Source organism: Ideonella dechloratans (assembly GCF_021049305.1).
Classification (GTDB): Bacteria; Pseudomonadota; Gammaproteobacteria; order Burkholderiales; family Burkholderiaceae_C; genus Ideonella; species Ideonella dechloratans.
The window spans coordinates 3,007,337-3,033,900 of record NZ_CP088081.1; the positions used below are offsets into that span (position 1 = coordinate 3,007,337).

Below are 26,564 nucleotides of genomic sequence, written 5' to 3' on the forward strand. Positions count from 1 at the left end.
CTCAGCCGGTGGCGCGCTGCAGCACCACCTCCAGCACAAAGCGGGACCCCACATAGGCCAGCAGCAGCAGCAGGGCTCCGGCATACAGCCAACGGGTGGCCAGGTGACCCCGCCAACCCCGCACCCGGCGGCCGATCAGCAGGGCCGCCAGCGTGGCCCAGCCCAGCAGCGACAGCACGGTCTTGTGGTCCCATCGCCAATAGGCCGAGCTCAGGCCCAGCACCAGGGCCAGCGTCAGCACGATGAAGCCGGCCTGGACGAAGCGGAAGGTCAGCCGCTCCAGGCGCATCAGCGGCACACCGAAGGTGCCGCTGCCGGTGCCGATGCCGCTGCGCAGGCGACGCTCGGCGTTGTCCAGCAGCAGCGCGTGCAGCACCGCGGCACCGAACAGGCCGTAGGACAGCAGGCCCAGCAGCCAGTGCAGCGGCGCCCAGTGCGAATGGGCCACCACATGGAGTTCGCCCGGAAAGACCCAGGCCAAAGCCGCGGCCACCGCGCCCGCCGCGGCCAGGGTGCGCCGCAACCGCGGCACCGGCAGCATGCGGCTTTCCAGCCCGTGGATGGCGATCACCAGCCAGACCGTGAGCGAGAGCACCGGCGCGAAGCCGATGCGCAGCCCGGGCAGGCCATCGGCCCCGGGCCAGGCGTCGGACACCAGCACCAGGGCCTGCAGCCCCCAGGCGGCCACCAGGGCCTGCAGGGGCCAGCGGCGCTCCGGCCCGGCCGGCAGGGTGGCCAGCAGATAAGCGGCCACCGTGAAAACCGTGGCCAGCGTCGTCGAAGCGGCAGGGGGGTCGGCGGCTAAAATCATCGCCACAGTTTACCGGCGCCCCCATCCGCCTTCCGTGCCGGAACGCAAAGGAGCGCACATCCCATGGCCACCACCCTCACCGATCGTCTGTCACGCCTGGTCAAGACCATGCGCGGCCAGGCCCGCATCACCGAATCGAACGTCCAGGACATGCTGCGCGAGGTGCGCATGGCCCTGCTGGAAGCCGACGTGGCCCTGCCCGTCGTGAAGGACTTCATCGCCCGGGTCAAGGACAAGGCCCTGGGCCAGGAGGTGGTGGGCTCGCTCAACCCCGGCCAGGTCCTGGTTTCGGTTGTCCACAAGGAACTCGCCGCCACCATGGGCGAGGGCGTGGCCGACATCAACCTCAATACCCAGCCGCCCGCCATCATCCTGATGGCCGGCCTGCAGGGCGCGGGCAAGACGACCACCACCGCCAAGCTCGCCAAGCTGCTGATCGAGAAGCGCAAGAAGAAGGTGCTGACCGTCTCGGCCGACGTCTACCGCCCGGCCGCCATCGAGCAGTTGAAGACCGTCACTGGTCAGGCCGGGGCCGAGTGGTTCCCCTCCGCGCCCGACCAGAAGCCGCGCGACATCGCCCTGGCCGCCCTGGATTACGCCAAGAAGCACTACTTCGACGTGCTGCTGGTGGACACGGCCGGCCGGCTGGCGATCGACGAGGCCCTGATGGCCGAGATCCGCGAGCTGCACGCCGCGCTGAACCCGGTCGAAACCCTGTTCGTGGTGGATGCCATGCAGGGCCAGGATGCGATCAACACCGCCAAGGCCTTCAAGGAGGCCCTGCCCCTGACCGGCGTGGTGCTGACCAAGCTGGACGGCGACTCGCGCGGCGGTGCCGCGCTGTCGGTGCGGCAGATCACCGGCGCGCCGATCAAGTTCGCCGGCGTCTCCGAGAAGATCGACGGCCTGGAGGTCTTCGACGCCGAGCGCCATGCCGGCCGCGTGCTGGGCATGGGCGACATCGTGGCCCTGGTCGAAGAGGTCCAGAAGGGCGTGGACCTGGAGGCCGCCCAGAAGCTGGCCGAGAAGGTCAAGTCGGGCGAAGGCTTCGACTTCAACGACTTCCTGTCGCAGATCAGCCAGATGAAGAAGATGGGCGGCCTGTCCAGCCTGATGGACAAGCTGCCCGCGCAGATGGCCGCCAAGGCCGGTCAGGCGGACATGGACCGGGCCGAGAAGGACATGCGCCGCATGGAGGGCATCATCAGCGCGATGACGGCCAAGGAACGCGCCAAGCCTTCGCTGCTGCTGGACCACAAGAGCAAGGCCAGCCGCAAGCGCCGCATCGCCCAGGGCGCGGGCGTGCAGGTTCAGGATGTGAACCGGGTGATCAACCAGTTCGACCAGATGCAGGGCATGATGAAGAAGATGAAGGGCGGCGGCCTCATGAAGATGATGAAGCGCCTGGGCGGCATGAAGGGCATGATGCCCCCGGGCATGCCGGGCGGCCGCTGAGCCAGCCGCGTCTCCCCATGGAAAAAGGCCCCGCGTGGGGCCTTTTGCATGGCTGGGTCGCGGTGCGGTCTCAGTCCAGCAGGGCCTGCGCAAACTCGCGGGCGCTGAAGGTCTGCAGGTCTTCGAGCTTCTCCCCCACACCGATGAAATAGACCGGCACCGGGCCGGCCGCGCGCTCGCGCGCCCACAGCGCGATGGCCGCCAGCACGCCGCCTTTGGCGGTGCCGTCCAGCTTGGTCACCACCAGGCCGGTCAGGCCCAGGGCGTCGTCAAAAGCCTTGACCTGCGCCAGCGCGTTCTGGCCGGTGTTGCCGTCCACCACCAACAGCACCTCGTGCGGGGCGCCGGCATCGGCCTTGGTGATCACGCGCTTGATCTTCTTGAGCTCCTCCATCAGGTGGAGCTGCGTGGGCAGGCGGCCGGCGGTGTCGGCGATCACCACGTCGCAGCCGCGGGCGCGGCCGGCGTTGACCGCATCGAAGCTCACCGCGGCCGGGTCTCCGCCCTCCTGCGAGACGATCTCGACCTGGTTGCGGCCGGCCCAGACCGACAGCTGCTCGCGCGCCGCAGCGCGGAAGGTGTCGGCGGCGGCCAGCAGCACCTTGGCGTCGTGCTCGGCCAGGTAGCGGGTGAGCTTGCCGATGCTGGTGGTCTTGCCCGCGCCGTTGACGCCCACCACCATCATCACCGTGGTCGGGTGGCGACCGATGGTCAGCGCCGCCTCCAGCGGCGCCAGCAGATCGGCCACGGCGTCCACCAGCAGGCCCTTGACCTGGGCGGGATCGGTGGCCTTGGCCTCCTTGACCCGGCGCTTGAGGTCGGCCAGCAGATGCTCGGTGGCCTTCACGCCGGCATCGGCCATCAGCAGAGCCGACTCCAGCTCCTCGTAGAGCGTGTCGTCGATCTGCGTGCCGGTGAAGACCTGGGCGATGCTGGAGCCGGTGCGGGCCAGTCCGGCCTTCAGGCGGGACAGCCAGCCCTGACGGGTGGCAGGCGCCGGGGCCGGGGCGGCCACGGCCACGACCGGCTCACCGGGTGCCTGCGGCACGGCCGGCGCGACCTCGGCGACTGGCTCGGATGGCGGCGGCAGCGGCACGGCCGATGGCGGCGCCTCGGCAACGGGCGGAGGCGGCGCGGCCTTCTTGCGGAAGAAACTGAACATGCCCGTATTGTCACTGAGGGTCATGCCCTCGCAGCGAAAGACCTCCACGACCCCAAAACGTGAACAACTTGGGGATGCCGGGTCGTGGGTTTCCCCTGGAAAGGCGCATATGCCCAAGTAAAACGCTACACAATGCGGCGACCGACCCCAGAAGAACAAGGGAGCACCATGTCCAAACCACTGCTGCTGCTGGTGGACGACGACTCGGAGACAGTGCAGGTTCTGGGCCGCATGCTGGCTGACGAAGGGCGTGTGCGCTTTGCGCTCAATGGCACAGACGCCTTGCGCCTGGCCCGTGAACACCCCCCCGACCTGATCCTGCTCGATGCCGAGATGCCGGGGCTCGATGGATTCGCCGTCTGCAAGGGCCTCAAGGGGGACCCGACCCTCTCCCCCATCCCGGTCATCTTCCTGACCAGCCACCACGACGCCCGCATCGAGGCGGCCGCCCTGGACCTGGGCGCGGCCGACTTCGTCAACAAGCCCCCGGTGGCCTCCCAGGTCATCGCCCGCATCCGGGCACAGCTGCGGGCCCGGCGCCTGGCCATGTCACTGCCGCGCCAGGACAGTCCGCCCTCCCCCGCCACACTGCCACACCGCGCCCCCACCATCCTGATCGTCGATGACGATGCGATCTCGCAGGAGGTGATGCGCCGCGCTCTGGACGGCATGGGCGCCCGCATCCTGCTGGCCGGCGATGGCGAACAGGCCCTGCAGCTGGCGCGGGCCGATCCTCCCGACCTGATCCTGCTGGACATCCTGATGCCCGACCAGGACGGCCTGCAGCTCTGCGAACGTCTGCAGGCCCTGCCCCGCCTGCGCTCGGTGCCGGTGGTGTTCGTCACCCGGCAAGCCGACCCGGAGACCGAGGCGCGAGCCTTGGAGGCCGGTGGCACGGACTTCGTGACCAAGCCCTTCATCCCGGCGGTGCTGCAGGCCCGGCTGCGCAGCCTCCTGCGCAGCCGCCGCCAGGCCGACGCCGCCCTGCAGGCCGAGCGGGAGCATTGGCGCCGCCTGGGCGACGATCGCATGGCCGACATCCTGGCCGTGGCACCGGAAGCCTTGCTGACCGCCGACGCGCAGGGCCGTGTGGTGCTGGTCAACCAGGCCGCCTGCCGTCTGCTGCAGGTTGACGAAGAGGATGTGCTGGGCCACCCCTTGCCGCGGTGGGTGCCGGCTGAAGCCTTGGACGGGGCGGCCCAGTCCCGCCGCGCCCTTCTGCCCGTCAAGCGGGGAGACGCCATTCCCGTTGAGGTGGTGCGGGTGCAGCTGGGACAGGACGGCGAGCGGCTGACCACCGTCTGGCTGCGGGATCTGCGTGGTCAGGAACTCGCCGAGAAGGCCCGCCGCGACCAGCTGCGCGCGGAAACCGCCAGCCGCACCAAGACGCTGATGCTGTCCTACTTCGCCCACGAGATCGGCAATCCGCTCAACGGCATCCTCGGCTTCGCGCAGCTGATGACGCTCGATAGCCAGCATCCGCTGCCGCCTGCCCAGGCCGAGCGGCTCCAGCAGATCACCACCGCCGGCAAGATGCTGCAAGCCCTGATGCGGGATGTGCTGGACGTCAACCGCTTCGAGACCGGACAGTTCCAGATCCAGTCCGAACCCGTCGAGCTGAGCAGCCTGGTGCACGACACGCTGCCCGCGCTCGGCACCCAGGCCGCCGGGCAACAGGTCCAGATCGATCTGCAGGTCGAGGATCAACCCCTGTGGATCACCGGCGACGCCGACCGCGTCAAGCAATGCGTGCTCAACCTCGGCAGCAACGGCATCAAGTACAACCGCAGCGGCGGGCGGCTGACGGTGCGGCTGGCGCGACACGGGGACTCGGCCGCCCTGTCCTTCCAGGACGAGGGGGCCGGCATGAGCCCCGAGCAGCAGGCCCATCTGTTCGAGCCCTTCAACCGGCTGGGGCGCTCCGGTCAGGGCCATGGCATCGGCTTGGCGCTGACCCGGCAGCTCGTGCTGGCCATGGGGGGGCGACTGACCGTGCGCTCGGCCCCGGAAGCAGGCACGACCGTGACCCTGGCGCTGCCGCTGACCCGCCCCGGCGGCGGGCAAGGAACCCCTGCGTGACGGAGGCGGAGATCCTGATCGTCGACGACGATCCGGCCTCCATCACGGCGTTGAAGACCGCCCTGGCAGGGCAGGGCCGTCTGCGATTCGCCACCCACGGCTCCGAAGCCCTGCGCATGGTCCAGCGCCACGTCCCCGATCTGGTGCTGCTGGACATCGGCATGCCCGGACTGTCGGGCTACGAGGTCTGCCGGGCCCTGCAGGGCGACCCGCTGACGGCCGATGTGCCGGTGATCTTCCTCACCTCGCACGACGACGCCGAGGAAGAGCTGACCGGCCTGTCGCTGGGGGCGGTGGACTTCATCGCCAAGCAGGCGCGGCCACCGCTGATCTGCGCGCGGGTGCGCACCCACCTGCGCCTCAAGCGCATGAACGACGACCTGCGCCGCGCCGCTTCCGAGGACGCGCTCACCGGCCTGGCCAACCGGCGTCGCTTCGACGAGACCCTGGTCACCGAGTGGCTGCGCCACCTGCGCAGCCAGCGGCCGCTGTCCCTGCTGATGATCGACATCGATCATTTCAAGGCCTACAACGACCTTCACGGTCATCCGGCAGGCGACCAATGCCTGCGCCTGACCGCCCGGGCCCTGCACAATGTGACCCTGCGACCGGCCGACCTGCTGGCCCGGCTGGGCGGCGAGGAGTTCGGCCTGCTGCTGCCGGACACCGACGTGGCCGGCGCCCAAGAGGTGGCGCGTCGCCTGCTGCTGGCCGCCGACACCTTGGCGCTACCCCATGGCGCCTGTCCCGATCGCGCCTGCGTGAGCTGGTCCATCGGCCTGGCCTGCAGCACCCAGCTGCGGCAGGATCTGCAGGCCAACCCCCAGGGCTCGCATGCCCTGATGGAAGCCGCGGACCGGGCGCTTTACGACGCCAAGCGCAGCGGTCGCGCCTGCTTCGCGGTAGCCCCGTCATGATCGCCCGGCAGCGCCCGATCTGGCTCTGGCCCGCCGCCATCCTGTTGCTGGGGACACTGCTGTCCCTGCTGACGGCCTGGCAATGGGAAGCCCGCAACCGGGCCTATGCGCAAAACGAGTTCGTCGACCGATCGGCGCGGCTGACCGCCCTTCTCACAGAGCGCATCCGCAGCTACGAATACGGCCTGCGGGGCATGCGGGGCGCCGTGCTCACCGCGGGAGAGTGGCAACTGGATCTCGACCGCGTGCGGGTCTATGCCGCCTCGCGGGACATCCGGCAGGAATTCCCCGGTGCCCGAGGCTACGGTTTCATCCGGCGCATCGAGCCCGCCGAACTGCCGCGCCTGCAGGCCCGCATGCTGCGCGAGCGCGGGCCCGGCACCACGATCCACCAGCTGGCGCCCCATGAAGGCCCGCTGGCGGTGATCGAGTACATCGAACCCGAGGCCAGCAACCGCGCCGCCATCGGCCTGGACATCGCCTCGGAGACCCACCGATGGGCCGCGGCGCTGGATGCATCGCGCAGTGGCCAGGCCCGCTTGACCGCCCCGATCACCCTGGTTCAGGCCAGCGGCCAGGTCCAGCAGAGCTTTCTCTTCCTGCTGCCCATCTACCGCCCGGACGCGCCCCAGGACAGCCCGCAGGCGCGCGAGGCCACCACCATCGGCTGGGCCTATGCACCGCTGTCGCTGGGGGAGATCCTGCAGAGCATGCACTGGGCCCAGGAGGGCTTTGCCCTGCGCCTGCGCGACCTGGGCTCCGCCGAGCCCGCCCCCTTCTTTCAGAGCGGCCCGGCGGTCGGCCCGCAGGATCCGCACCAGAGCTTCGTCCGGCCGGTGTACGGCCGACAGTGGGAAATCACGCTGGCCGCCCCGCCGGCCTTCACGAAGAGCCTGCACCTGACCTCCGCCTGGCTGGTGCTGGTGAGCGGGCTGGTCGTGTCCCTGGCGCTGAGCGCCGCCGCCCTGATCGCCGTGGTGAGCCGGCGCCGCAAGATCATGACCCAGGCCCTGCAGGCGCGCCTGGTCACCCTGATCGAGCACTCCAGCGACGCCATCATCGGCGAGACGGTGGAAGGCAACATCGTCAGCTGGAACCGGGCCGCCGAGATGATCTTCGGCTACCGGGAGAGCGAGGTGCTGGGCCGACAGGCCGCGCGCCTGCTCGACCCCATCGATGGCCTGGAGGAGCAGAACCGACGGCGCGAGCGCGTGGTGACCGGCGAGCGCCTGCCGGCGTTCGACACCCAATGCCGCCGGCGCGACGGCCAGTGGGTGGATGTGTCCATCACCCTGTCCGCCATCACCGACGCACACGGCGAGATCGTCGGCCTGGCCAAGACCATCCGCGACATCCGCGACCGCAAGCAGATCGAACGCAATCTGCGCGATTTCAACGCCCGCCTGGAAGACGAGGTGCGGGAGCGCACCACCGAACTGGAGGCAGCGCGGCGCGACCTGCAGACCATCCTCGACGCGGTGCCCTCGATGATCGGCTACTGGGACCACCAGCTGATCAACCGCTTTGCCAACCACGCCTACCAGCGCTGGTTCGGCGTGGACCCCGGCCACCTGCCCGGCCAGCGCCTGATGGACCTGCTCGGGCCGACGCTCTACGAACAGAACCGGCCCATGGTCGAGGCGGCGCTGCGGGGCGAGGCCCAGACCTTCGAGCGCAGCATTCCCCGCCCCGATGGCCAGGGCGTGGCCCACGCGTTGGCGCACTATCTGCCGGACATCCAGGACGGCGAGGTCCGGGGCTTCTACGTGCTGGTGCATGACGTCACCGAACTGACCGAGAGCCGCCTGCGCCTGAGCCAGGCCCTGCGCGAGAACGAGGCCCTGCTGTCCACCATCAAGTCCCAGGCGCTGTACTCGGTCACCGACCGGGCCGGACGCATCATCGACGTCAACGACGGCTTCTGCCAGATCAGCGGCTACACCCGGGAGGAGCTGATCGGGCAGACCCACCGAATCGTCAACTCCGGCCACCACCCCGCGGCTTTCTGGCAGGCCATGTGGCGCACGGTGAGCAGCGGCCAGCCCTGGCATGGCGAAGTCTGCAACCTCACCAAGCAGGGGCAGCCCTACTGGGTGGACAGCATCATCGCGCCCTTCGTCGGCGCAAACGGCCGCATCGAACGCTTCATCTCCATCCGCACCGACATCACCGAGCGGAAGCTCGCCGAGCGGCGGCTGGCGGAAAGCCAGGCCCTGCTGGAGCGCACCGGGCGGCTGGCCGGGGTGGGCGGCTGGCAGCTGGACCTGGTCACGGGGCAACTCGACTGGACCGTGCAGGTGCGGCTGCTGCACGGCGTGGCCGAAGACCACCAGCCCGATCTGGAGGAGGCCCTGGCCTTCTACCCGGGCGAGGCGGGCAGCGCGATGCGGCAGGCCATCCGCGAGGCCACGGAGCAAGGCCGCAGCTGGGACCTCGAACTGCCCCTGATCCGCCAGGACGGCCAGGCACGCTGGATCCGCAGCGTGGGCGAGCCCGAGTTCGCGCCCGAGCGCCCCTTCGGCCCGCCCGTGCGCCTGCTGGGCGCCATCCAGGACGTCACGGCCCGCCGCGCGGCCGACCAGGCCCTGCTGCGACTGGAGGCCGCCGAGGCCGCCAGCGCCGCCAAGACGGCCTTCCTGGCCAACATGAGCCACGAGATCCGCACCCCCATGAATGCGGTGATCGGCCTGTCCTACCTGCTCGATCAGACCGAGCTCGATGGCGAGCAGCGCGCCTGCCTGTCCAAGATCCAGATGGCCAGCCGCTCCCTGCTGGGTGTGATCAACGACGTGCTCGACGTGTCCAAGATCGAAGCCGGCGAGATGACCCTGGACGAGTCGCCCTTCCTGCTGGACGAGTTGCTGCACGAACTGCGTGAATGGATGGCGCCCCAGGCCGAGGCCAAGGGCCTGGTGATGGCCCTGGAGGCCGACCCGGAGGTGCCCCGCGAACTGCTGGGCGATGTGCAGCGCATCCGCCAGGTCTTCACCAACCTGCTGAGCAATGCCCTCAAGTTCACGGCCCAGGGCCGCATCGACCTGCACATCCACGCCGAGGAGAGAGGCCCCGAACGGGTCGTGCTGCGCTGCGAGGTGAGCGACACCGGCATCGGGATCCCCGAAGAGGTGCAGGCCCGTCTGTTCACCCCCTTCACCCAGGCCGACGCCTCCACCACCCGCCGCTACGGCGGCACGGGTCTGGGCCTGTCCATCGTGCGCCACCTGACCGAGCTGATGGGCGGCGAGGTGGGGGTTCACAGTCGCCCCGGGGCCGGCGCCACCTTCTGGCTGACGCTGCCCCTGCGCCTGGGCCGCGGCCAGGAGGCCGCCCCCCCCGCGGAGCGCCCGATGAACCAGGCCCTGGAGGTGCTGATTGCCGACGATCTGGGCACCGACCGCAACATCCTGGCCGCCATGGCCCGGGCCCTGGGCTGGCGTGCCGAGACCGTGGACTCGGCACGCCAGCTGCGCGAGCGCCTGAGGGACCGGCTGCGGCGCCAGCAGCCCCCGGATGCGCTGGTGGCCGACCTGCACCTGGCCGACGCCTCGGCGCTGGAGGTGCTGGAGGAGCTGGGCGAGGAGTTCGGTCGCCAGCAGTTGCCCCCTTCGGTGATCCTCAGTGCCCAGAGCCCGCTGCCCTCCAGCGAACTGGTGGACGGCACCGTGGGCAAGCCCGTGTCGCATTCGGAGCTCTTCAACGCGGTCAACGCGGCCGTGGCCCGCCGCAGCGACCGCCTCGACAAGGTCACCCAGTCCACCCGCCTGGACGCGGCCGGGGCCTGCTGGCTGCCCGGCATGCATGTCATGCTGGTGGACGACAGCGACATCAACCTGGAGGTGGCCCGCCGCATCCTGGAGCGCGAGGGGGCGACGGTCACCGCCTGCAGCCATGGCCAGGAGGCCCTGGACCGGCTCGCGGCCGCCCCCGGCAGCTTCCATGCGGTGTTGATGGACGTCCAGATGCCCGTCATGGACGGGCACGAGGCCACGCGACGCCTGCGCCAGGATCTGGGTCTGCGGAATCTGCCCGTCATCGCCCTGACCGCCGGCGCCCTGGTGGCGGAGCGTCAGCGCGCGCTGGAGAGCGGCATGAACGACTTCATCAGCAAGCCGCTGGACCCCCACGCCCTGATCCGGCTGCTGCGACGCCACGTGGAGAACCGGCAAGGCAGCCCCTGGCCGGTGGGGCGGCGCCAGACCGCCACGGCGGCCGCGCCGTCGCACTGGCCGCGCCTGCCGGAGGTCGACACCCGCGAGGCGGCCGAACGCATCGGGACCGACCCCGCGGTCTTCCTGCGCATGCTGGACCGCCTGCTGATGGACTATCAGGACCTGCGCGAGGCCCCCGCCCGTTCGGGGCTGGACCGCCCCGCCCTGGCCGCCCGTCTGCACAAGCTGCGAGGCAGCGCCGGCATGCTGGGCGCCAAGGTGGTTCAGCAACTGGCCGGCGAGGCGGAAGCGCTGGCCCGCACGGACGCCGGAGACGCGCCGCTGCGGACCGCCCTGGACGCCCTGGCGCAAGGCCTGACCCGCCTGCACCGGCAGTCCGAGCACTTCCTGGCCGAGCTCCGCCGGGAAGACGAGCGCGCCGCCCGGGCGCCGGCCCCGCCCCTTGCCCTGACCCGCGCCACCCTGCGGGCCTGGGCCGAGCTGCTGGAGGCACAGGACCTGGCGGCGCTGGACCGCTTTGCCGAGCTCACCCCGGCCCTGCGCCAGCACATGGCCCCCGAAGACCTGGCCACCCTGAAGGAGGCCACCGAGCGGCTGTCATTCGCCCAGGCGGCCGTCCTGGTGAACCGGCTGGCCGACAGTCTGGGAGACTGACAACAAAGCTGTTGACACTCGAAAAAAGCTGGTGCTATAGTAGAGGGCTCTTGGCGCTTTAGCTCAGTCGGTTAGAGCGACGGAATCATAATCCGCAGGTCCGGGGTTCGAATCCCTGAAGCGCCACCAGAACACACTGGCCCGAGTCATTGCAAAATGCTCGGGCCTTTTCATTGGCCCCGGCCTTTGCGGCCAGGGTCTCGCTTCACAGCCTCTGGATCCACACCATGCCCCGCTGTGTTCCCAGCCTGCCCCGCCGTCGCCTGCTGGCGGCGCCTGCCGCCCTGCTGCTGGCCCCTCTGGCCGCCCAGGCCTGGATGGCCCGCACCTTCCCCGCCAACGCCCTGCGTGGCGTGATCAACTTCAGCGCGCCGCCGCAGATCCTGCTCAACGGCGAATCGGCCCAGCTGGCCCCGGGCGCACGCATCCGCGGCACCGACAACATGATGAAGCTGCCCGGCACGCTGACCGGCCAGCGCTTCGTCGTGAACTACACGCTGGAAATGAATTCCGGCGCAGTGCTGGATGTCTGGCTGCTGCGCGACGACGAAGCCGACAAGCGCCCCTGGCCGATGACGCTGGAACAGGCCCGCAGCTGGACATTCGACGCCGCGGCCCAGACCTGGACCCGGCCCTGAAGCCGGCCCCGGCCGGCCCGGCGGCCTCCTGAGCCGCTGCCTCGCCCCTTTTCGACCGTGGTCTGACGCCACTCATCCGCGCAGACCTTCGCCCCGGCGCCCGCCGGAGGAGACCCCGCCATGACGACCAAGAAAGTGTTCATCCGCACCTTCGGCTGCCAGATGAACGAGTACGACTCCGACAAGATGAGCGACGTGCTGCGCGCCGCCGAAGGCTACGAGCCCACCGACGACGTGGAGCAGGCCGACCTGGTGCTGTTCAACACCTGCTCCATCCGCGAGAAGGCCGCCGAGAAGGTCTTCTCCGACCTGGGCCGGGTCAAGCACCTGAAGGAAAAAGGCGTGCTGATCGGCGTGGGCGGCTGCGTGGCCAGCCAGGAAGGCGCGGCCATCATCGAGCGCGCACCCTATGTGGACCTGGTCTTCGGCCCGCAGACCCTGCACCGGCTGCCGCAGATGATCGCCCAGCGCCAGGCCCAGCGCCGCCCGCAGGTCGACATCAGCTTCCCCGAGATCGAGAAGTTCGATCACCTGCCGCCGGCCCGGGTCGAGGGCGCCACCGCCTTCGTCTCCATCATGGAAGGCTGCTCCAAGTACTGCACCTACTGCGTGGTGCCCTACACCCGCGGTGAAGAGGTGTCGCGCCCCTTCGAGGACGTGCTGACCGAGATCGCCGGCCTGGCCGACCAGGGCGTCAAGGAAGTGACGCTGCTGGGCCAGAACGTCAACGCCTACCGCGGCGCCATGGGCGACAGCGGCGAGATTGCCGACTTCGCGCTGCTGATCGAGTACGTGGCCGAGATCCCCGGCATCGAGCGCATCCGCTACACCACCAGCCACCCCAACGAGTTCAGCCAGCGCCTGATCGACGTCTATGCCCGCGTGCCGCAGTTGGTCAACCACCTGCACCTGCCGGTGCAGCACGGCGCGGACCGCATTCTCTCGGCCATGAAGCGCGGCTACACCGCCCTCGAGTACAAGAGCATCATCCGCAAGCTGCGCGCTGTGCGGCCCGACATCAGCCTGTCGACCGACTTCATCGTCGGCTTCCCGGGTGAGACGGACGAGGACTTCGAGAAGTCCATGAAGCTGATCGACGACGTCGGCTTCGACGCCTCCTTCAGCTTCATCTTCAGCGCCCGCCCCGGCACCCCGGCCGCCGCCCTGCCCGACGAGACGCCGCAGGAAGTGAAGCTGGCCCGGCTGCAGCGCCTGCAGGCCCGGCTGGAAGAAAACGTGCGCGCCATCAGCGCGGCGCGCGTGGGCACGGTGCAGCGCATCCTGGTGGAAGGGCCCTCGCGCCGCAACGCCGAAGAACTGATGGGCCGCACCGAGTGCAACCGCATCGTCAACTTCGCCGGCCCGGCCCGCCTGATCGGCCAGATGGTGGACGTGACGATCACCGAGGCTTTCCCGCATTCCCTGCGGGCCGAGGTGCTGGTGCGCGACAGCGTGACGGCCTGAACATCACCCGAGTGGCCGGCGCCAGCCAGGGCGCTCAGCGGCGCAGCAAGCCGCCGCGCCAACCCAGCGTCAGCGCCACGGCCAGCACCAGGGCCCCATAGGTGACCATGCGGCCGTCCCGGCCAAAGACCACCAGTCCTGCCACCAGCACCATCGCGCCGGCGGCCACACACCACAGCGCCAGGGTCTGGAAAGGCACCGACTTGAGCTCACGCCGCCAGATCAGCTTGGCCAACAGCGTCACCACCAACCCCACGCCCAGGGCCGGACCGAAGAAGTTCAACAGGTGCCACAAGGCATCCAAGGGACCCATGCCGACCAGCCTCTCGCTTGATGGTTGTCAAATCCGCCGCATTTGCTCCGGACGGAGCCGGTGCGGGAATGGAAGTGGAATTTTATAATTGGCAGCATGAGTGTCATCGCGCTCGGTCTGAACCATCACACCGCCCCGCTGGATCTGCGCGGGCGGTTCGCGTTCGCGCCTGAGCAGCTGTCACCCTCCTTGCAGGCCCTGCGCGACGCGCTGCGCCGCGCCACGCCGGAAACGGCCATCCTGTCCACCTGCAACCGCACCGAGCTCTACGTGGCCTCCGCCACCCCCGAGCAAGGGCGCGAGCTGGTGCGCCCGGCCCTGGCCTGGCTGGCCGAGCGGGGCGGCGTCTCCGAGATGCACCTGCAGGACCACACCTACGTGCTGGAGAACCGCGAAGCGGCCCGGCACGCCTTCCGCGTGGCCTCCGGGCTGGATTCCATGGTGCTGGGCGAGCCACAGATCCTGGGCCAGATGAAGCAGGCCGTGCGCGGCGCCGACGAGGCCGGCACCCTGGGCACCACGCTGCACCAGCTGTTCCAGCGTTCCTTCTCGGTGGCCAAAGAGGTTCGCACCTCCACCGAAATCGGCAGCCACTCCATCAGCATGGCCGCCGCCACGGTGCGCCTGGCGGCCCAGCTGTTCGAGGACCTCAGCCAGATCAAGGTGCTGTTCGTCGGTGCCGGCGAGATGATCGAGCTGGTCGCCACCCATTTCGCGGCCCGCGAACCCCGGCTGATGGCCGTGGCCAACCGCACGCTGGAGCGTGGCGAGAAGCTCGCCACGCGCTTCGGTGCCCAGGCCCTGCGCCTGGCCGAGTTGCCCAGCCGCCTGCACGAATTCGACGCGGTCATCTCCTGCACCGCGAGCAGCCTGCCCATCATCGGACTGGGCGCGGTGGAGTCGGCCCTGAAGGCCCAACGCCGCCGCCCGATGTTCATGGTGGACCTGGCCGTGCCGCGCGACATCGAACCCGAGGTCGCCCAGCTCTCGGACGTCTACCTCTACACCGTGGACGACCTGACCCAGGCGGTGCAGACGGCCACCGAAAAGCGCCAGGCCGCTGTGGCCCAGGCCGAGGCCATCATCGATGCCGGCGTGCAGAGCTTCAGCCACTGGCTGGACCAGCGCGCCAGCGTGCCGCTGATCCAGGCCCTGAACCAGCAGGCCGACCACTGGCGTGCGGCCGAGATCGCCCGCGCCCGCAAGCTGCTGGCCCGCGGCGGCGATGTGGACGAGGTGCTGGACGCGCTCAGCCGCGGCCTGACCCAGAAGATCCTGCACGGCGCCCTGGCCGAGCTGCACGCCTCCGAAGGCGAGCAGCGCCAGCACACGGCCGAGGTGGTGTCGCGCCTGTTCCTGCGCAACAGCCCGCGCGACCCGGCCGGCAACGGGCATTAGCGGCCGTCCTGCTGCCTGGCACGCCCGCCGTGCCGCACGCCGCCGTCCGCCCTCGTCTCCCCAGGCTCCGCCCCGGAGCCCCCGCCCATGAACGAATCCCTGCGCCAGCAGCTCCAGCGTCTGGCCCTGCGCCTGTCCGAACTCGACAGCCTGCTGGCCGACCCGCAGGTCACGGCCGACATGGCCCGCTACCGCCAGCTCGCCCGTGAACAGGCCGAAGCGGCCGAGGTGGTGGGGCTGTACCGGCGCTTCGCCCAGCGTGAATCCGACCTGGCCACGGCGCGCGAGATGCTGGACGACCCGGAGATGGCCGAGATGGCCCGCGACGAGGTGGCCACCGCCCAGGCCGAGCTGGCAACGCTGGACACCCAGCTGCAGACCGCCCTGCTGCCGCGCGACCCCGACGACGCCCGCAACGCCTTCCTGGAGATCCGCGCCGGCACCGGCGGCGAGGAGTCTGCCCTGTTCGCGGCCGACCTGGCCCGCATGTACCTGCGCTTTGCCGAACGCCAGGGCTGGCGTTGCGAGGTGATGAGCGAGAGCGCCTCCGACCTGGGCGGCTACAAGGAAATCGTCGTCCGCGTGGAGGGCACGCGGGTCTACGAACGGATGAAGTTCGAATCCGGCGGCCACCGGGTCCAGCGCGTGCCGGCCACCGAGGCCCAGGGGCGCATCCACACCAGCGCCTGCACGGTGGCCGTCATGCCCGAGCCCGACGAGGCCGCCGAGGTCACGCTGAACCCCGCCGAGCTGCGCATCGACACCTTCCGCGCCAGCGGTGCCGGCGGCCAGCACATCAACAAGACCGACAGCGCGATCCGCGTCACCCACCTGCCCACCGGCCTGGTGGCCGAATGCCAGGACGACCGCAGCCAGCACCGCAACAAGGCCAAGGCCCTGGCCGTGCTGCAGGCCCGGCTGCAGGACAAGGAACGCAGCGAACGCCAGGCCAAGGAGGCCGCCACCCGCAAGGCCCTGGTGGGCTCGGGCGACCGCAGCGACCGCATCCGCACTTACAACTTCCCCCAGGGCCGGGTGACCGACCACCGCATCAACCTGACGCTCTACAAGCTCGGCGCGGTGATGGACGGCGACCTGGGCGAGCTGATCCAGGCCCTGCAGGCCGCCCGCGCCCAGCAGCAGCTGGCCGCGCTGGAGACCGGCGCATGAGCGCCGACCTGACCATCGCCCAGGCCCTGCGCCAGGCCCAGCAGGCCGGGCTGGACCGGGTGGATGCCCACCTGCTGCTGGGCCACCTGCTGCAGCGCGAGCGCAGCTGGCTGATCGCCCACGACGATGCGCCGCTGCCCGCGCGCGAGCAACAGCGTTTCGATGCCCTGGTGCGCCGCCGGCTGGACGGCGAACCCGTGGCCTATCTGTTGGGCGAGCGGGAATTCCATGGCCTCACGCTGCAGGTCAGCCCGGCGGTGCTGGTGCCCCGGCCGGACACCGAGGTGCTGGTCGAGTGGGCCCTGGAATGCCTGCAGCAGATGAACGCAGGCAGACCGCGGGTGATCGACCTGGGCACCGGCAGCGGGGCCATCGCACTGGCCTTGCGCCACCGCTGGCCCTCGGCGGACGTCACGGCGCTGGATGCCAGCGCCGAGGCCCTGGCGGTGGCCAGCGCGAATGCCCAGCGCCTGGCACTGCCGGTGCGCTTTCTGCACAGCGACTGGTGGCAGGCGGTGGCAGGCGAAACCTTCGATCTGGCGGTGAGCAACCCCCCTTACATCGCCGGTGACGACCCCCACCTGCCGGCGTTGCGCCATGAGCCGCGGCGGGCGTTGACCCCGGAAGGCGACGGGCTGGCAGCCCTGCGCACCCTGGTGCGCGATGCCGCCCCCCACCTGCGCCCGGGTGCCTGGCTGCTGTTCGAGCATGGCTGGGACCAGGCCCCGGCCGTGCGCACGCTGCTGACCGCGGCCGGCTTCGAGGACGTGCAGACCCGGCAGGATCTGGCCGGCCTGGACCGCTGCACCGGCGGACGCTGGCCCGGCCCACCCCGGGAACGCCAGGCCTGAAACAAGGCGTTTTCCCGCCCGCAATTCCCTGCGCAGGACGATGCAGCTGGCGTAGCATCGATGTCACCGGATGCAAATGCCTTCGCCGGAACGAGGGCAGCCGGTCAGCTGTGATGGAGCACTGGATCATGCGCAAAGTCCTGGGTTTCATGGTGGGAGGCCTGTGGGCCGCGGCCTGCGGTGCCGCGACGGTGGGTGAGGGCTTGCAGCCCGAAGACCATTGGCCCCAATGGCAGTTGCGCATCAGCACCGTCACCCAGCCGATCGGCTGGTCCGCTTCCCTGGAGGGGGCACGCCTGGGCCTGGGCGCCGCCAGCGTGTCGGGTGACCGCTACTTCGACCTGGGTCGGGTGGGCGATGGCGGCGGCCTGCGCGCCACCGGCGCCCTGCTGTTCGGAACGCCCTCGCAAGCCCTGAGTGCCCCGGCCCCCAGCGGCGAGGCCCCCGTGCTGGCCCGCCCGTCCCTGCTGGCCACCCCCGGCACCAGCGTCATGGATCACGCCCCCACGCCCTATCTGGGCATGGGTTACACCGCTTGGTGGGCCCGCAGTGGCCTGAGCCTGAGTGCTGATCTGGGCCTGCTGGCCCAGGGCCTGCGCCCCGCCACCGGCCTGCAAGGCAGCGATCTGCTCGATCGCATGCAGCTGACGCCGGTGATGCAGGTGCAGCTGTCCTACCGCTTCTGAGCCCGGAGCGGGACTTTTCCAGGGCGCGCTCCGGGGCCTTGGCGCTCCCGCAGCGCCGGAGCCCTCGGCTTGGCGTATAAATCCGGCATTCGACACCGCGCCCCTTCGGTTGCGGTGACCCGTGTCCGGACAGCAGAAACAGAGACAGCCATGAGCGACGTTCAGCAGCGCATCGACCAAATCGTCAAGGGCCACAAGGTGGTCCTGTTCATGAAGGGCACCGCCCAGTTCCCGATGTGCGGCTTCTCGGGCCGCGCCATCCAGATCCTGAAGGCCTGTGGCGCGACCGATATCACCACGGTGAACGTGCTGGAAGACAAGGAGATCCGCCAGGGCATCAAGGAATACGCCAACTGGCCCACCATCCCCCAGCTGTACGTGAACGGCGAATTCGTCGGCGGCTCGGACATCATGATGGAGATGTACCAGGCCGGCGAACTGCAACCCATGCTGGCGGCCTGAGGGCCTGCGACCTTGACCCCTGCAGCATCGGCCCCTCCGCGGGTCGTGGTGGGCATCACCGGTGCATCAGGTGCCGTCTATGGTGTGCGCCTGCTCGAGCGCCTGCGCGAGTTGCGGGTGCACACCCATCTGGTCGTCACCTCGGCCGGGGTGCTGAACGTGCACCACGAGCTGGGCCTGGACCGCGGCGCGCTGGAGCAGCTGGCCGACGAGGTCCACGCCCTGGCTGACGTGGGGGCCTGCATCGCCAGTGGCAGCCATCCCACCGCGGCGATGGTGGTGGCGCCCTGCTCGATGAAGACGCTGGCGTCCATCGCCCACGGCTTCGGCGACAACCTGCTGACCCGGGCGGCCGACGTGACGCTCAAGGAGCGACGGCGTCTGGTGCTGATGGTGCGCGAGACACCGTTCAACCTGGCCCACTTGCGCAACATGACCGCGGTGACGGAGATGGGGGCCATCGTCTTCCCGCCGCTGCCGGCCTTCTACCACCGGCCGCAGAGCATCTCCGAGCTGGTGGACGACACTGTGGAGCGGGTGATCGAGCTGACCGGCGTGGGCCTGGGCCAGCCGCGGCGCTGGACGGGGCTCTGAGCCCGGAGACTCAGGCCGTCGGCGGCAGCCAGCGCTTGCGCGCGCCCAGCACCATGTTGGGGTATTCGGCCCGCCCGCGGCTGCCGTTGTAGCGCCCCAGCGCCATGAAGAGGTTGCCCTGTTCCACGTCCAGATAGTGGCGCAGGATCACGCAGCCGAAGCGCAGATTGGTCTGCATGTGGAAGAGGCGGGAGACGTCGCCATTGCCGATCTGGCGCATCCAGAAGGGCATGACCTGCATGTAGCCCCGGGCACCGGCCACGCTGATGGCGTACTTGCGGAAATTGCTCTCGACCTGCACCAGGCCCAGCACCAGCGCCGGCTCCAGCCCGGCACGCTTGCTCTCGTACCAGAGCGTCTCGAGAAACTCGACCCGCGTTTGCAACTCGGATTTCTGGCGCTTGAGCCGCTCGCTCATGGCGCCCAACCAGCGCAGATAGGCCAGGCGATCCTCGATGTGGTCGAAGCGGGGCTTGGGCGGTGCATCGTCGGCCACGGCGGCCGACAGCGCAGTGCGAACCGCGTCAGCCAGCTGCTCCTCGACCTGGGCACCCGCCCAGGCCGGGGTCCAGGCGGGCAGCAGCAGCCCCGCCCCCAGACCGATCAGACAGGCTCGCCGGCCCGCGACGGGGCCGGCGCGGTGGCAGGTCATGCCGACAGGCGCGCCTTCACGAACGCGCCCACTTCGGCCGGCGCCACCTTGCTGGCTTCGGCCTCGCGGCGGCCTTGCACTTCCAGGGCCCCTTCCTTCAGGCCGCGGTCGGAGATGACCACGCGCTGCGGCACGCCGATCAGTTCCCAGTCGGCAAACATGGCGCCGGGGCGCTCGCCCCGGTCGTCGAGAATGACGTCCACCCCTGCATCCAGCAGTTCCTGGTGCAGGGCGTCGGCGGCGGCCTTCACCTCGGCCGAGCGGTCATAGCCGATGGGGCAGATCGCCACCTGGAACGGCGCGATGCTGGCCGGCCAGATGATGCCGCGCTCGTCGTGGTTCTGCTCGATGGCCGCGCCCAGGATACGGGTGACGCCGATGCCGTAGCAGCCCATCTGCATCAGGGCCGGCTTGCCGGTCTCGTCCAGGAAGGTCGCGTTCATCGCCTTGGAGTACTTGGTCCCCAGGAAGAACACGTGGCCCACCTCGATGCCCCGCTGGATGGCCAGCACGCCTTGGCCATCGGGCGAGGGATCGCCCTCGACCACGTTGCGGATATCGGCCACCACGTCGGGCTCGGGCAGATCGCGGCCCCAGTTCACGCCGGTGAGGTGGGCATCCACCTCGTTGGCACCGCAGACCCAGTCGGCCATGCGGGCGACGGTGCGGTCGGCGACGATCTTGACCGGCTTCTTCAGGCCGATGGGGCCCAGGTAGCCCGGCTTGCAGCCAAAGTGCTCCTCGATCTCGGCGATGGTGGCGAAGCGGAAGCCGTTCTTCAGGCCCTCGACCTTGCCGGCCTTGACCTCGTTGAGCTCGTGGTCACCGCGAACCAGCAGCAGCCAGACAGTGGTGGCGACGATGTCACCAGCCTCGTTCAGTTCGTCGGTGGCCAGCACCAGCGACTTGACGGTCTGGGCCAATGGCAGGCCCAGCAGCGCAGCCACATCCGCGCAGGTGCTCTTGCCCGGCGTGGGCGCCTTGGCCAGGGTCTGTCCCGGCGCGGCGCGTTCGGCCAGCAGCGGCAGGGCCTCGGCCAGCTCGATGTTGGCGGCGTAATCGCTGGTCGGGCAGTAGACGATCGCGTCCTCGCCAGTCTCGGCGATCACCTGGAACTCGTGCGACAGGTCACCGCCGATGGCGCCGGTGTCCGCCGCCACCGCACGGTATTCCAGACCGAAGCGGTCGAAGATGCGCTTGTAGGCCGCGAACATGGCCTGGTAGCTCTTGGTGGCGCCGGCCTCGTCGCGATCGAAGGAGTAGGCGTCCTTCATCGTGAACTCGCGCCCGCGCATCACGCCGAAGCGGGGCCGGCGCTCGTCCCGGAACTTGGTCTGGATGTGATAGAAATTCTTGGGCAGCTGCTTGTAGCTGCGCAGTTCCTGCCGGGCGATGTCGGTCACCACCTCTTCCGAGGTCGGCTGGATCACGAAGTCACGGTCGTGCCGGTCCTTCACACGCATCAACTCCGGGCCCATCTTGTCGAAGCGGCCCGTTTCCTGCCACAGCTCGGCCGGCTGCACCACCGGCATCAGCAGTTCCACCGCACCGGCGCGGTTCATCTCATCACGGATGATGGCCTCGACCTTGCGGATCACCCGCAGGCCCATGGGCATGTAGTTGTAGATGCCGGCGCCCAGGCGCTTGATCATGCCGGCACGCATCATCAGCTTGTGGCTGACCACTTCCGCATCGGCGGGCGCTTCCTTGAGGGTGGAGATGAAAAACTGGGAGGCTTTCATGGAGGGCTCTGCAGCCTGACCGCGGCCTGCGGGTTAGCGAGAAGCTCCGCAGCGGGCACGGCCGGTGCTATATTGATTTCAGTTCAAAATCAGGGGTTTGATTATGCTCGACCGGGAAGGCTATCGGCCCAACGTCGGCATCATCCTGCTCAACTCCCGCAATCAGGTGTTCTGGGGCAAGCGCTTGCGCACCCACTCCTGGCAGTTCCCGCAAGGGGGCATCAAGTACGGCGAGTCGCCCGAGCAGGCGATGTTCCGTGAATTGCACGAGGAAGTCGGGCTGCGGCCCGAGCATGTCGAGATCGTCGCGCGCACCCGCGATTGGCTGCGCTACGACGTTCCCGAGAACTTCATCCGCAAGGACGCGCGCGGTCATTACAAGGGCCAGAAGCAGATCTGGTTCCTGCTGCGCCTGTGCGGACGCGACAGCGACATGAACCTGCGGGCCACCAACCACCCCGAGTTCGACGCCTGGCGGTGGAACGAGTATTGGGTGCCGCTGGACGTGGTGATCGAGTTCAAGCGGGATGTCTACCAGCTGGCCCTGACTGAGCTGGCGCGCTTCCTGCCCAAGGTGTCCCACCATCCGAACCGTTTCCTGCGTGGCAACGTCCGCCCACATGGCCGGGATGGCCGGGATGGCCGGGATGGACGTGACGTTCGGCGGGATGCGGCACCGCTGGAGGGTGACTTCTGCGGCCAGGCCGCCCAGCCGGTGTCAGCGCAGGACGAGGTTGTCCCGGTGGACCAGTTCGGTGCCGTGGGTGTAACCCAGCAGACCCGCAATCTGTGACGAGGGCTTGCGTGCGATGAGGCGCGCCTCGGCACTGGAGTAGCTGGCCAGGCCGCGGGCCACTTCCCGGCCTTCAGCGTCGCAGATGGCGATCACGTCGCCGCGCTGGAAGTCCCCGTCCACCGTGGTGACGCCGATGGGCAGCAGGCTGGCGCCCTCCTGCGTCAGCTTGGCCACTGCCCCGGCATCGATGCGCACCGCGCCGTGGATCTGCAGATGATCCAGGATCCACTGCTTGCGGGCCGCCATCTTGGCCGTGCCGGCCACCAGTGCCGTGCCGATGGCCTCTCCGGCCACCAGGCGCAGCAGCACATCCGGCTCCCGGCCCCAGGCAATCACCGTGCTGGCGCCGCTGCCCGCAGCACGCTTGGCGGCCAGCACCTTGGTGATCATGCCGCCAGTCCCCACACGGGACCCCGCACCGCCGGCCATCTCCTCCAGCGCCGGGTCACCGGCCTGGGCCACGTCGATGAAGCGGGCGTCGGGGTTCTTGCGCGGATCGGCCGAGTACAGGCCCTTCTGGTCGGTCAGGATGATCAGCGCATCGGCCTCGATCAGGTTGGCCACCAGGGCGCCCAGGGTGTCGTTGTCGCCGAACTTGATCTCGTCGTTGACGACGGTGTCGTTCTCGTTGATGACCGGGATGACCTTCAGGCCCAGCAGGGTCAGCAGGGTCGAGCGAGCGTTGAGGTAACGCTCGCGATCGGCCAGGTCGGCGTGGGTGAGCAGCACCTGCGCGCTGCCCATGCCATGCCGCGACAACTGGCTCTCGTACATCTGGGCCAGGCCCATCTGCCCCACCGCCGCGGCGGCCTGCAACTCGGACAGCTCGGTCGGGCGGCTGGTCCAGCCCAGGCGTTTCATGCCCTCGGCGATCGCGCCGCTGGAGACCATGACCACCTCCAGCCCCTGGTGGGCCAGCGTCGCCATCTGACGGCACCAGTTGCCGATGGCCTCGGCATCCACACCCCGCCCCTCGTTGGTCACCAGGCTGGAGCCGACCTTGACGACGATGCGCCGGGCCTGGCGCAGGGCCTCACTCATGGCCGGCCTCGCCGGGCGCCTCGTCAAAGCGCGGATCGCGTTCCGGCGGAGGGAGTTCCTGCTGGGCCGCCACATGGTCCCAGATGGCGTGCAGCAGCGGCTGCAGACCTTCGCGGGCCAGGGCCGAGATCTCGAAGACCGGCCCCTTCCACTTGTAGCGCTTGACAAAATCCTTGACCCGGGCGGCGCGCTCGCCCTCGGGCACCATGTCCAGCTTGTTCAGCACCAGCCAGCGCGGCTTGGCATGCAGGCCTTCGTCGTACTTGCGCAGTTCCTCGACGATGGCCTTGGCCTGCTGCACCGGATCGACACCCTCGTCGAAGGGCGCCAGGTCCACCACATGCAGCAGCAGCCGGGTGCGCTGCAGATGGCGCAGGAACAGGTGCCCCAGGCCGGCACCTTCGGAAGCCCCCTCGATCAGACCCGGGATGTCGGCCACGACAAAGCTCTTCTCCGGCCCGACACGCACCACACCCAGGTTGGGATGCAGGGTGGTGAAGGGATAGTCGGCGATCTTGGGCCGCGCGTTGGAGATGGCGGCGATCAGCGTGGACTTGCCCGCATTGGGCATGCCCAGCAGGCCCACATCGGCCAGCACGCGCAGTTCCAGCTTGACCTTGAAGCGCTCGCCGGGCCAACCCGGCGTGTGCTGGCGCGGTGCACGGTTGGTCGCGCTCTTGTAGTGCAGATTGCCGAAACCACCGTCCCCCCCCTTGGCCAGCAGCACCGGCTCATCGGGCTCGATCAGCTCGGCCAACACCCGGCCGGTTTCGATGTCGGTGATGATGGTGCCCACCGGCATGCGCAGGGTGATGTCATCCGCCGCGGCACCGAAGCAGTCCGCCCCCCGGCCACCCTCGCCGTTGCGCGCCTCGTAACGCCGCTGGTAGCGGTAGTCGATCAGGGTGTTGAGATTGCGGTCGGCCACGGCATACACACTGCCGCCGCGGCCCCCATCCCCGCCATCGGGGCCACCAAAGGGGATGAACTTCTCGCGGCGGAAGCTCACGCAGCCTGCGCCCCCGTTCCCGGCGGCGATGTCGATGGTGGCTTCGTCAACGAATTTCATGGTGCCTCGATGGTATCGGAGAGGATGCACCGCTCCCGCGATGCCGGGCGGCCACCGCCAGGGCGGCGACGGCCAGAAGACAAAAAGCCCCGGCGTGCCGGGGCTTTGACGGTCTGCCCGAAGGCAAACAGGACGCGCGGGCCTCAGGCCAGCGGCGTCACGCTCACGGTGTGGCGGTCGTGCTCGCCCTTGACGGCAAACGAGATGGTGCCATCGACCAGCGCGAACAGCGTGTGGTCACGGCCCATGCCGACGTTGTTGCCAGCGTGGAACTTGGTGCCGCGCTGACGCACGATGATCGAGCCGGCCGAAACCACCTGACCACCGAACGCCTTCACGCCCAGCATCTTCGGTTGGGAATCACGGCCGTTCCGTGTGGAACCGCCGCCTTTTTTCTGTGCCATGGTTCAGAACTCCTTCTGATGCCCGGATCAGGCGTTGACCGCGCTGATCTCCAGCTCGGTGTAGTTCTGGCGGTGACCGCCGTGCTTCTGGTAGTGCTTGCGACGACGCATCTTGAAGATGCGGACCTTGTCGTGACGGCCATGGGCCACCACCACTGCCTTGACCGTGGCGCCGCTCACCAGGGGGGTCCCGATCTTCAGATCCGCGCCGCTACCCACGGCCAGCACCTGATCGATCACGATTTCCTGGCCAACGTCCGCAGCAATCTGTTCTACCTTGATCTTTTCGCCGGCTGCAACCTTGTATTGCTTGCCACCGGTTTTTACGACCGCGTACATATAAGCCCTTTTGCTCAAAGGTGAGCCAGAACGCCGACACAGCTGAGCGCCACGCCACGCGACCGGATCACCGATCCCGCCCGGGCCCATTCCCAGGCGAAGCTGGGCATCATAGCACGGCAGGCGAAAGGACGCCAGCACCCGCGCCCGACGACCGGGAACGGGTGACTGCTTTCCTATAATGCTGTGCTTGCCCTCTCGCCTCTCGCCTCTCGCCTCCGTGTCTTCATGACCTCCTCGCTCGCCCCGGCCCCTTCTCGCGCCACCGAACCCGATCCGATGGCCCTGGAGATGCGCCGGGTGGACGAGGTGATTCAGCGACGGCTTCAATCGGAAGTCGGCCTGATCGAACAGATTGGCCACTACATCGTCGGCGCAGGCGGCAAGCGCATCCGCCCCCGGCTGGTGCTGCTGTTTGCCCAGGCCCTGGGCTACCACGGCAACCATCACTATGAATTGGCCGCGACGGTGGAGTTCATCCACACCGCCACGCTGCTGCATGACGACGTGGTGGATGAATCGATGCTTCGCCGCGGCCGCCCCACCGCCAACGCCGTGTTCGGCAATGCCGCCAGCGTGCTGGTGGGCGATTTCCTCTACTCCCGGGCCTTCGAGATGATGGTGTCCGTCGGCGACCTGCGCGTGCTGGAGGTGCTGGCCGAAGCCACGAATGTCATTGCGGAGGGCGAGGTGCTGCAGCTCATGAACATGCACCAGCCCGATGTCGCCCTGGAGAGTTATCTGCAGGTGATCCGCTACAAAACCGCCAAGCTGTTCGAGGCCAGCGCCAGGCTCGGCGCCGTGCTGGCCGCCGCACCACCGGAGGTGGAGGAAGCCTGCGCCAGTTATGGGCGCGCGCTGGGCACGGCCTTCCAGCTGGTCGACGACCTGCTCGACTATCAGGGCGACACCTCCACTTTGGGGAAGAACGTGGGAGACGACCTGCGCGAGGGCAAGCCCACCCTGCCCCTTCTGGCCGCCATGCAGCGCGGCACGCCCGACGAGCGCCAACTGATCCGGCACGCCATCGAGCACGGCGAGGTGCAGCGACTGGGCGATATCGTGGCCATCGTCCACCGCACAGGGGCGCTGGAGGTCACCCGACAGGCCGCCCTGCGAGAGGCCGAGGTCGCTCGCGACAGCGTCGCCAGCCTACCCCCTTCACACGCCCAAAAAATCTTGCTAGAATTTCCTGCTCGATCAGTTGATCGGTCTTTCTGAGACCAACACCTGCGATATTCGACAGGCGTTAGAACAAGAAACCGTTGGACAGATCACCAAGAGCGTTGGCCGCGAAAGCGCCATCGACTTCTTCGGGGTGTAGCTTAGCCTGGTAGAGCGCTACGTTCGGGACGTAGAGGCCGGAGGTTCGAATCCTCTCACCCCGACCAGACAAAAAACGGAAAAGCCCAAGTGGATCAAGCACTTGGGCTTTTTTGTTTTGGATCGTCATGAATGCCGACTCAGAGTAAATCTTGGGGGCCAATGGCCCAAGAATGGCCCAGCGAGCCAGGGCGTAGGCGCTCAGTCGTTGACGGCATGTTTGAACTGCTCTACGCTGATAGCCATTGACGATCAAGTCGTGTGGCTGACGTGGTGATGTGGAGTAGTGACCCTCACCCGGCGAAAGATGGGGAATGAGTCAGCCGGTACCCTCACGCGAAAGAGCGATAGCGTGAAACCTCAAAGCATGGCTTC

23 protein-coding genes and 2 tRNA genes are annotated in these 26,564 nt (G+C 68.9%); 16 read left to right on the forward strand and 9 right to left on the reverse strand.

Annotated features, from left to right (window positions below; translation table 11 throughout):
* Position 1: 1 nt before the first annotated feature.
* The gene (locus tag LRM40_RS13950; RefSeq protein ID WP_151122020.1) at positions 2-811 is read right to left on the reverse strand and encodes a cytochrome C assembly family protein; all 810 of its coding nucleotides are present in this window, start codon (positions 809-811) and stop codon (positions 2-4) included.
* A gap of 63 nt (positions 812-874) precedes the next feature.
* Here LRM40_RS13950 and ffh point away from each other — a divergent pair, with 63 nt between their 5' ends.
* The gene (gene ffh / locus LRM40_RS13955) at positions 875-2,266 is read left to right on the forward strand and encodes a signal recognition particle protein (RefSeq protein ID WP_151122021.1); all 1,392 of its coding nucleotides are present in this window, start codon (positions 875-877) and stop codon (positions 2,264-2,266) included.
* A 70-nt stretch (positions 2,267-2,336) separates the two neighbouring features.
* On the opposite strand, the gene ftsY is transcribed toward ffh, so the two are convergent.
* Positions 2,337-3,428, reverse strand: coding sequence for a signal recognition particle-docking protein FtsY (gene ftsY / locus LRM40_RS13960; RefSeq protein WP_151122022.1), 1,092 nt, complete (start codon positions 3,426-3,428; stop codon positions 2,337-2,339).
* 168 nt (positions 3,429-3,596) lie between these two features.
* On the opposite strand from ftsY, the gene LRM40_RS13965 reads away from it, so the two are divergent.
* From LRM40_RS13965 to miaB, 6 genes are all read left to right on the forward strand, one after another.
* Positions 3,597-5,507, forward strand: a complete 1,911-nt coding sequence (locus tag LRM40_RS13965; RefSeq protein WP_170288757.1) for a response regulator — start codon at positions 3,597-3,599, stop codon at positions 5,505-5,507.
* Complete coding sequence (locus LRM40_RS13970) at positions 5,504-6,424, forward strand: GGDEF domain-containing response regulator (RefSeq protein ID WP_151122024.1); 921 nt, start codon at positions 5,504-5,506, stop codon at positions 6,422-6,424. Before LRM40_RS13965 ends, LRM40_RS13970 begins: the two co-directional genes overlap by 4 nt.
* A complete protein-coding gene (locus tag LRM40_RS13975) occupies positions 6,421-11,247 on the forward strand; it encodes a PAS domain-containing hybrid sensor histidine kinase/response regulator (protein ID WP_151122025.1) in 4,827 nt (1,608 codons plus the stop codon). The genes LRM40_RS13970 and LRM40_RS13975 overlap by 4 nt, the downstream gene beginning before the upstream one ends.
* Before the next feature lie 52 nt (positions 11,248-11,299).
* Positions 11,300-11,376 (forward strand) — tRNA-Met (locus LRM40_RS13980).
* 98 nt (positions 11,377-11,474) lie between these two features.
* The gene (locus LRM40_RS13985; protein ID WP_151122026.1) at positions 11,475-11,885 is read left to right on the forward strand and encodes a hypothetical protein; all 411 of its coding nucleotides are present in this window, start codon (positions 11,475-11,477) and stop codon (positions 11,883-11,885) included.
* Positions 11,886-12,005: 120 nt separating this feature from the next.
* Positions 12,006-13,349, forward strand: a complete 1,344-nt coding sequence (miaB, locus tag LRM40_RS13990; protein WP_151122027.1) for a tRNA (N6-isopentenyl adenosine(37)-C2)-methylthiotransferase MiaB — start codon at positions 12,006-12,008, stop codon at positions 13,347-13,349.
* A 34-nt stretch (positions 13,350-13,383) separates the two neighbouring features.
* Here miaB and LRM40_RS13995 read toward each other — a convergent pair whose 3' ends face one another.
* On the reverse strand, positions 13,384-13,662 hold the full coding sequence (locus LRM40_RS13995; protein ID WP_151122028.1) for a hypothetical protein: 279 nt from the start codon (positions 13,660-13,662) through the stop codon (positions 13,384-13,386).
* A 96-nt stretch (positions 13,663-13,758) separates the two neighbouring features.
* Between LRM40_RS13995 and hemA the strand changes: the two genes are divergently transcribed.
* From hemA to LRM40_RS14025, 6 genes are all read left to right on the forward strand, one after another.
* Positions 13,759-15,060 (forward strand): glutamyl-tRNA reductase, encoded by a 1,302-nt coding sequence (gene hemA / locus LRM40_RS14000; RefSeq protein WP_151122029.1) that lies wholly within the window; start codon positions 13,759-13,761, stop codon positions 15,058-15,060.
* A gap of 87 nt (positions 15,061-15,147) precedes the next feature.
* Positions 15,148-16,230, forward strand: a complete 1,083-nt coding sequence (gene prfA / locus LRM40_RS14005) for a peptide chain release factor 1 (RefSeq protein ID WP_151122030.1) — start codon at positions 15,148-15,150, stop codon at positions 16,228-16,230.
* Complete coding sequence (gene prmC / locus LRM40_RS14010) at positions 16,227-17,081, forward strand: peptide chain release factor N(5)-glutamine methyltransferase (RefSeq protein WP_151122031.1); 855 nt, start codon at positions 16,227-16,229, stop codon at positions 17,079-17,081. Before prfA ends, prmC begins: the two co-directional genes overlap by 4 nt.
* Before the next feature lie 128 nt (positions 17,082-17,209).
* Positions 17,210-17,767: a hypothetical protein gene (locus tag LRM40_RS14015; RefSeq protein ID WP_151122032.1), complete on the forward strand. Its 558-nt coding sequence runs from the start codon at positions 17,210-17,212 to the stop codon at positions 17,765-17,767.
* Positions 17,768-17,917: 150 nt separating this feature from the next.
* Positions 17,918-18,229, forward strand: a complete 312-nt coding sequence (gene grxD, locus LRM40_RS14020; protein WP_151122033.1) for a Grx4 family monothiol glutaredoxin — start codon at positions 17,918-17,920, stop codon at positions 18,227-18,229.
* Positions 18,230-18,241: 12 nt separating this feature from the next.
* Entirely contained in the window at positions 18,242-18,823 is a 582-nt protein-coding gene (locus tag LRM40_RS14025) for a UbiX family flavin prenyltransferase (RefSeq protein ID WP_151122034.1), read from the forward strand.
* Positions 18,824-18,833: 10 nt separating this feature from the next.
* Here the strand turns inward: LRM40_RS14025 and LRM40_RS14030 are convergent, their stop codons facing one another.
* Positions 18,834-19,475, reverse strand: coding sequence for a lytic transglycosylase domain-containing protein (locus tag LRM40_RS14030; RefSeq protein WP_151122035.1), 642 nt, complete (start codon positions 19,473-19,475; stop codon positions 18,834-18,836).
* A complete protein-coding gene (locus tag LRM40_RS14035; RefSeq protein WP_151122036.1) occupies positions 19,472-21,217 on the reverse strand; it encodes a proline--tRNA ligase in 1,746 nt (581 codons plus the stop codon). The genes LRM40_RS14030 and LRM40_RS14035 overlap by 4 nt, the downstream gene beginning before the upstream one ends.
* A 103-nt stretch (positions 21,218-21,320) precedes the next feature.
* Here LRM40_RS14035 and LRM40_RS14040 point away from each other — a divergent pair, with 103 nt between their 5' ends.
* Entirely contained in the window at positions 21,321-22,010 is a 690-nt protein-coding gene (locus LRM40_RS14040; protein WP_151122037.1) for an RNA pyrophosphohydrolase, read from the forward strand.
* Here LRM40_RS14040 and proB read toward each other — a convergent pair.
* The 4 genes from proB to rplU all read right to left on the reverse strand — a co-directional run bounded on the left by proB (position 21,936) and on the right by rplU (position 24,866).
* Positions 21,936-23,054 carry a glutamate 5-kinase gene (proB, locus tag LRM40_RS14045; protein ID WP_151122038.1) on the reverse strand — a complete coding sequence of 373 codons (1,119 nt, stop codon included), beginning with the start codon at positions 23,052-23,054 and terminating at the stop codon, positions 21,936-21,938. The two genes, LRM40_RS14040 and proB, sit on opposite strands and share 75 nt — an antisense overlap.
* Entirely contained in the window at positions 23,047-24,123 is a 1,077-nt protein-coding gene (cgtA, locus tag LRM40_RS14050; RefSeq protein WP_151122039.1) for an Obg family GTPase CgtA, read from the reverse strand. Before cgtA ends, proB begins: the two co-directional genes overlap by 8 nt.
* Positions 24,124-24,266: 143 nt before the next feature.
* Positions 24,267-24,527 (reverse strand): 50S ribosomal protein L27, encoded by a 261-nt coding sequence (gene rpmA / locus LRM40_RS14055; RefSeq protein WP_151122040.1) that lies wholly within the window; start codon positions 24,525-24,527, stop codon positions 24,267-24,269.
* A gap of 27 nt (positions 24,528-24,554) precedes the next feature.
* The gene (gene rplU / locus LRM40_RS14060) at positions 24,555-24,866 is read right to left on the reverse strand and encodes a 50S ribosomal protein L21 (protein WP_022980501.1); all 312 of its coding nucleotides are present in this window, start codon (positions 24,864-24,866) and stop codon (positions 24,555-24,557) included.
* A 279-nt stretch (positions 24,867-25,145) separates the two neighbouring features.
* On the opposite strand from rplU, the gene LRM40_RS14065 reads away from it, so the two are divergent.
* Both LRM40_RS14065 and LRM40_RS14070 read left to right on the forward strand, forming a co-directional pair.
* Positions 25,146-26,087: a polyprenyl synthetase family protein gene (locus LRM40_RS14065; RefSeq protein ID WP_151122041.1), complete on the forward strand. Its 942-nt coding sequence runs from the start codon at positions 25,146-25,148 to the stop codon at positions 26,085-26,087.
* A gap of 93 nt (positions 26,088-26,180) precedes the next feature.
* Positions 26,181-26,257: transfer RNA gene (locus LRM40_RS14070), tRNA-Pro, on the forward strand.
* Positions 26,258-26,564 lie beyond the last annotated feature (307 nt).